This is a genomic window from Pseudomonas sp. NDM (genome assembly GCF_003105095.1).
Lineage (GTDB): Bacteria > Pseudomonadota > Gammaproteobacteria > Pseudomonadales > Pseudomonadaceae > Aquipseudomonas > Aquipseudomonas moraviensis_A.
This window is the reverse complement of record NZ_QETJ01000234.1, coordinates 1-5,630: the sequence shown is the minus strand read 5'-3', so window position 1 is coordinate 5,630 and position 5,630 is coordinate 1. Positions and strand designations below refer to the sequence as shown.

Sequence of the window (5,630 nt, the reverse complement as noted above, 5' to 3'; positions counted from 1 at the left end):
TGTAACAGTCGATATGTATGTTGACTGATTAACCGCTATCGCGAGCAGGCTCACTCCTACAGTTGTCCGCGCCCACATTCATGATCTTCGGAGTTTTCCATGACGGCCCACGCCGACCTATCGCCGACCCTTCAACTGGCCATCGACCTGATCCGCCGTCCCTCCGTGACCCCGGTCGACGCCGACTGCCAGAAGCAGATGATGCAGCGCCTGGGCGACGCCGGTTTCACTCTTGAGCCGATGCGCATCGAAGATGTGGATAACTTCTGGGCGACCCACGGCAACAACGATGGCCCGGTGCTGTGCTTCGCCGGTCACACCGACGTGGTGCCGACCGGCCCGGTAACGGCGTGGCAGATCGACCCGTTCAACGCCGTGATCGACGAACACGGCATGCTCTGTGGCCGTGGCGCGGCGGACATGAAAGGCAGCCTGGCGTCGATGACCGTCGCCGCCGAGCGTTTCGTCGCCGATTACCCGAATCATAAAGGCAAGGTCGCGTTCCTGATCACCAGCGACGAAGAAGGCCCGGCGCATCACGGCACCAAAGCAGTGGTCGAGCGTCTGGTAGCGCGCAACGAGCGTCTGGACTGGTGCATCGTTGGCGAGCCGTCGAGCACCACGCTGGTCGGCGATGTGGTGAAAAACGGCCGTCGCGGTTCCCTCGGCGCCAAGCTCACGGTCAAAGGCGTGCAGGGTCATGTGGCCTACCCGCACCTGGCGAAGAACCCGATTCACCTCGCCGCTCCGGCGCTGGCCGAACTGGCCGCCGAGCACTGGGACAATGGTAACGACTTCTTCCCGCCGACCAGTTTCCAGGTTTCCAACCTCAATTCCGGTACCGGCGCGACCAACGTGATCCCGGGCGATCTGGTGGCGGTGTTCAACTTCCGCTTTTCCACCGAATCGACTGTCGAAGGCCTGCAGAAGCGCGTTGCCGATATCCTCGACAAACATGGTCTGGACTGGCACATCGACTGGGCGCTGTCCGGCCTGCCATTCCTCACCGAGCCGGGCGCGCTGCTCGATGCGGTGTCGTCGAGCATCAGGGACATCACCGGTCGCGAAACCAAGGCGTCGACCAGCGGCGGCACCTCCGATGGCCGCTTCATCGCGACCATGGGCACGCAAGTGGTTGAACTGGGCCCGGTCAACGCGACCATTCACCAGGTCAACGAGCGCGTGCTGGCGGCGGATCTCGATGTACTGACCGAGATTTACTACCAGACCCTGATCAAGTTGCTCGCCTGATGCTCGCGTGTCCGATTTGCAGTGAACCGCTCAATGCGGTGGACAACGGCGTGGTCTGCCCCGCCGGGCATCGATTCGACCGTGCGCGTCAGGGTTATCTGAACCTGCTGCCGGTGCAGCACAAGAACAGCCGCGACCCGGGCGACAATCAGGCGATGGTCGAAGCGCGACGTGATTTCCTCAACGCCGGACATTACGCGCCAGTCGCTAAACGTCTGGCTGAATTGGCGGCCAGTTTTGCCCCGGAGCGCTGGGTCGACATCGGCTGTGGCGAGGGTTATTACACCGCGCAAATCGCCGAGGCTTTGCCCCATGCTGATGGCTATGCGCTGGACATTTCCCGCGAAGCCGTCAAACGCGCCTGCAAGCGCAACCCGGCGATTACCTGGTTGATTGCCAGCATGGCCCGAGTGCCGTTGGCTTCGGGCAGTTGCCAGTTTCTCGCCAGCGTCTTCAGTCCGTTGGACTGGGAGGAAGCCAAGCGTCTGCTCAGCGTCGGCGGCGGCCTGATGAAAGTCGGCCCGACCCGTGGCCATCTGATGGAATTGCGCGAGCGTCTGTACGACGAGGTGCGCGAGTACACCGACGACAAGCACCTGGCTCTGGTGCCGGCCGGCATGGCGCTGGCCCATAGCGAGACGCTGGAATTCAAGCTGACCCTGGACAAGCCTGAGGATCGCGCCAACCTGTTGGCGATGACACCCCACGGCTGGCGTGCCAGTGCCGAGCGTCGCGCGGCCGTGATCGAACAGGCCGAGCCGTTCGAGACCACCGTGTCGATGCGCTACGATTATTTCGTTCTTCAATAACTTTTGGTCTCGGGCACAGGCCCGGGGCCGGCTAAATCCGCGAATGGATTTTTCAGACCCGCAGTGAGGACATCCATGCGCCAACCGGACATCGAGATTTACCTGAAAGACGCCGACGTCGACCACAAGGCCATTTCCGCCTGGCTCGGCGCAGCGCTGGGCCCGTGCAGCGACTGGGTGCAGAAAGGCCAGACGTACAAGTGCAAGGCCGGCAACGTACCGGTGACCTGGCTGCCGAAGGCCGTGGGCAAGTGGAACAGTCTGTACCTGGAAAGCGACCAGACGCCTTGGGACGATGACATCGCCTGCGCCCGCGCAGCCTTTGCCGCGCTGAACGTCGAAGTGCGTTGCGCACCGGGAACGTGGGTCGAAGAAGAGGGTGAAGAAACCGCCGATCGCTGGATTCGTATCAGCGCAGACGGAGAAGAAGAAATCACCTGGAAAACTGCCTGAAAGCAAAAGATCGCAGCCTTCGGCAGCTCCTACGGGGTCATGTGTACACCTGTAGGAGCTGCCGGAGGCTGCGATCTTTTGGTCTTCAAGGTTACAGGCCTACAACATCCTCAGCCTGCAAGCCCTTCTCGCCGGTAATCACCGCGTACTCGACCTGTTGACCTTCGGTCAGCGAGCGATGCCCTTCGCCGCGAATCGCGCGGTAGTGCACGAACACGTCCACCCCGTCTTCGCGCTGGATAAAGCCGTAGCCTTTGGCGTCGTTGAACCACTTCACGTTGCCGGTTTCACGTGTTGCCATCTGTTCATACTCCTTTTTTATTATTGAACAGGCTTTTCGCAGGAAAGCCTTCGAGGAACGTCAGCCTGCGTCCGACGTCCATGACAGGGCACCGGCAACAGAGCGCCGAGTATATGACAGGCGCAGAAACTCTCAACAGGAGATTAGTTCGGCGCTTTTTTGCCGATTTTCGGTGAATCCGGCAAACTGTCGCCCACTTGAGCAATCGCTCGGTTCTATTCACTCACGCAGAAGCCGTATGACCCGTTCCCCGTTCCGCCGTCTTGTGTTTGGCACCCTGCGCCGCCTGCTGTATCTCTGGGTTCGCTCCGAGACCATCAATCAGTCGTCGTTCACCCTCAACCTCGACCGCAGTCGTCCGGTGTTCTACGTCCTGCAAAACCCCTCGCTGACCGATCTGGCGGTGGTCGACACCGAGTGCACCAAGGCCGGCCTGCCGCGTCCGGTGCTGGCAGTGTCGGTGGGTTCGTTGATCGAGCCGGCGGCGTTTTTCTATCTGACCCCGGACCCGGACTGGCTCGGCCGCCAGGACAAACGCGGTGCGCCGCCGACCCTGACCCGTCTGGTCAGCGCGCTGACGCAGAACGCTGCCGAAGACGCGCAGATCATTCCGGTCAGCGTGTTCTGGGGTCAGTCGCCGGACAGCGAAAACAGCCCGTGGAAACTGTTGTTCGCCGACAGTTGGGCCGTTACCGGACGCCTGCGCCGGCTGCTGAGCATCATCGTCCTCGGGCGTAAGACCCGCGTGCAGTTTTCCGCGCCGATTCATCTGCGTGAGCTGATCGATCACAACAAGGGCCACGAACGCACCGTGCGTATGGCTCAGCGCATCCTGCGGGTGCACTTCCGCAACCTGAAAGCCGCAGTGATCGGCCCGGACATTTCCCACCGGCGCAATCTGGTCAAGGGCCTGCTCAACCAGCCGCTGGTCAAACAGGCGATCCTCGACGAAGCCGAGCGCGAAAATATCTCCCCGGAAAAAGCCAAGGCTCAAGCCCTGCGCTACGGCAACGAGATTGCCTCGGACTACACCTACACCGCGATTCGTTTTCTCGAAGTGGTGCTGAGCTGGTTCTGGAACAAGATCTACGACGGCATCAAGGTCAACCACATCGAGGGCGTTCAGAACGTCGCGCAAGGTCACGAAGTGATCTACGTGCCATGCCATCGCAGCCACATCGACTATCTGCTGCTCTCGTATCTGCTGTTCCGCAACGGTCTGACCCCGCCGCACATCGCCGCCGGGATCAACCTCAACATGCCGGTGATCGGCAGCCTGCTGCGCCGTGGCGGCGCGTTTTTCATGCGTCGCACGTTCAAGGGCAATCCGTTGTACACCTCGGTGTTCAACGAATACCTGCACACCCTGTTCACCAAAGGTTTCCCGGTCGAGTATTTCGTCGAGGGCGGCCGCTCGCGCACCGGACGCATGCTGCAACCGAAAACCGGCATGCTCGCGATTACTCTGCGCAGTTTCCTGCGTTCGTCGCGGATGCCGATCGTGTTCGTCCCGGTGTACATCGGTTACGAGCGCGTGCTCGAAGGGCGCACCTATCTGGGCGAGCTGCGCGGGGCGAGCAAGAAGAAAGAGTCGATCTTCGACATCTTCAAAGTGATCGGCGCGCTGAAGCAGCGCTTTGGTCAGGTCGCGGTGAACTTCGGTGAGCCGATCAAACTGGCGGAATTCCTCGACGCCGAGCAACCGGACTGGCGCCAGCAGGAACTCGGCCCGCAGTTCAAACCGGCGTGGCTCAACGAAACCACCAACCGCCTCGGCGAGAAGGTCGCTCGGCACCTGAACGAAGCGGCGGCGATCAACCCGGTCAATCTGGTGGCGCTGGCGCTGCTGTCGACCACGCGTCTGGCCCTGGACGATCGCGCCATGGCACGGGTGCTGGATCTGTATCTGGCGCTGCTGCGCAAAGTCCCGTATTCGCCGCACACCACCTTGCCGGAAGGCGATGGCCGTGCGCTGATCGAGCATGTGAAAGACATGGATCTGCTCGCCGAGCAGAACGATGCGCTGGGCAAGATTCTGTATCTGGACGAGCAGAACGCCGTCCTGATGACTTATTACCGCAACAACGTCCTGCACATTTTCGCCCTGCCCTCGTTGCTGGCGAGTTTCTTCCAGAGCACCTCGCGCATGAGCCGCGAGCAGATCCTGCGCTATACCCGCGCGCTGTATCCGTACCTGCAATCGGAGCTGTTCATCCGTTGGAGCCTGGACGAACTCGACGCGGTGATCGATCAATGGCTGGAAGCGTTCGTCGAACAGGGCCTGCTGCGTTTCGAGAAGGATGTTTATCTGCGTCCGGCACCGAGTTCGCGGCATTTCGTGCTGCTGACGCTGCTGTCGAAAAGCATCGCGCAGACCTTGCAGCGTTTCTACATGACCGTGTCCCTGCTGCTCAACAGCGGCCAGAACAGCATCAGCGCCGAAGAGCTGGAAGACTTGTGCACGGTCATGGCCCAGCGCCTGTCGATCCTCCACGGCTTGAACGCCCCGGAGTTTTTCGACAAGAGCCTGTTCCGCCATTTCATCCAGACCCTGCTCGACCTCGACGTACTGCGCCGCGACGAAGCCGGCAAGCTCAGCTACCACGAACTGCTTGGCGAGCTGGCCGAAGGCGCGGCCAAGCGCGTGTTGCCGGCGGAAATTCGCCTGTCGATCCGCCAGGTCGCGCTGCACCGCAGTGAAGATGCGGCGGAGCAGATTACCGCGTTGCCGGAAGCCTGACGCAAATCCCTGTAGGAGTGAGCCTGCTCGCGATAGCGGTTTTTCTGTCAACATCAGTGTCGTCTGACACACCGCT

General features: G+C 61.2%; 5 protein-coding genes. 4 read left to right on the top strand and 1 reads right to left on the bottom strand.

Annotation, left to right across the window (positions count from 1 at the left end; genetic code table 11):
• Window positions 1-99: 99 nt before the first annotated feature.
• The 3 genes from dapE (at window position 100) to DCO47_RS25350 (ending at window position 2,513) form a co-directional block, all read left to right on the top strand.
• The gene (gene dapE / locus DCO47_RS25360; protein WP_042606970.1) at window positions 100-1,251 is read left to right on the top strand and encodes a succinyl-diaminopimelate desuccinylase; all 1,152 of its coding nucleotides are present in this window, start codon (window positions 100-102) and stop codon (window positions 1,249-1,251) included.
• A complete protein-coding gene (locus tag DCO47_RS25355) occupies window positions 1,251-2,060 on the top strand; it encodes a putative RNA methyltransferase (protein WP_042606969.1) in 810 nt (269 codons plus the stop codon). Before dapE ends, DCO47_RS25355 begins: the two co-directional genes overlap by 1 nt.
• A 75-nt stretch (window positions 2,061-2,135) precedes the next feature.
• Entirely contained in the window at window positions 2,136-2,513 is a 378-nt protein-coding gene (locus DCO47_RS25350) for a hypothetical protein (RefSeq protein WP_064364265.1), read from the top strand.
• 91 nt (window positions 2,514-2,604) lie between these two features.
• On the opposite strand, the gene DCO47_RS25345 is transcribed toward DCO47_RS25350, so the two are convergent.
• The gene (locus tag DCO47_RS25345; protein WP_007908870.1) at window positions 2,605-2,814 is read right to left on the bottom strand and encodes a cold-shock protein; all 210 of its coding nucleotides are present in this window, start codon (window positions 2,812-2,814) and stop codon (window positions 2,605-2,607) included.
• 238 nt (window positions 2,815-3,052) lie between these two features.
• Here DCO47_RS25345 and plsB point away from each other — a divergent pair, with 238 nt between their 5' ends.
• The gene (gene plsB, locus DCO47_RS25340; protein ID WP_065615293.1) at window positions 3,053-5,554 is read left to right on the top strand and encodes a glycerol-3-phosphate 1-O-acyltransferase PlsB; all 2,502 of its coding nucleotides are present in this window, start codon (window positions 3,053-3,055) and stop codon (window positions 5,552-5,554) included.
• Window positions 5,555-5,630: the final 76 nt, after the last annotated feature.

Excerpts from the sequence above, each read along its gene's own strand:
- dapE (WP_042606970.1), top strand. The coding sequence starts at position 100 with ATGACGGCCCACGCCGACCTATCGCCGACCCTTCAACTGGCCATCGAC.
- DCO47_RS25355 (WP_042606969.1), top strand. The coding sequence starts at position 1,251 with ATGCTCGCGTGTCCGATTTGCAGTGAACCGCTCAATGCGGTGGACAAC.
- DCO47_RS25350 (WP_064364265.1), top strand. The coding sequence starts at position 2,136 with ATGCGCCAACCGGACATCGAGATTTACCTGAAAGACGCCGACGTCGAC.
- DCO47_RS25345 (WP_007908870.1), bottom strand. The coding sequence starts at position 2,814 with ATGGCAACACGTGAAACCGGCAACGTGAAGTGGTTCAACGACGCCAAA.
- plsB (WP_065615293.1), top strand. The coding sequence starts at position 3,053 with ATGACCCGTTCCCCGTTCCGCCGTCTTGTGTTTGGCACCCTGCGCCGC.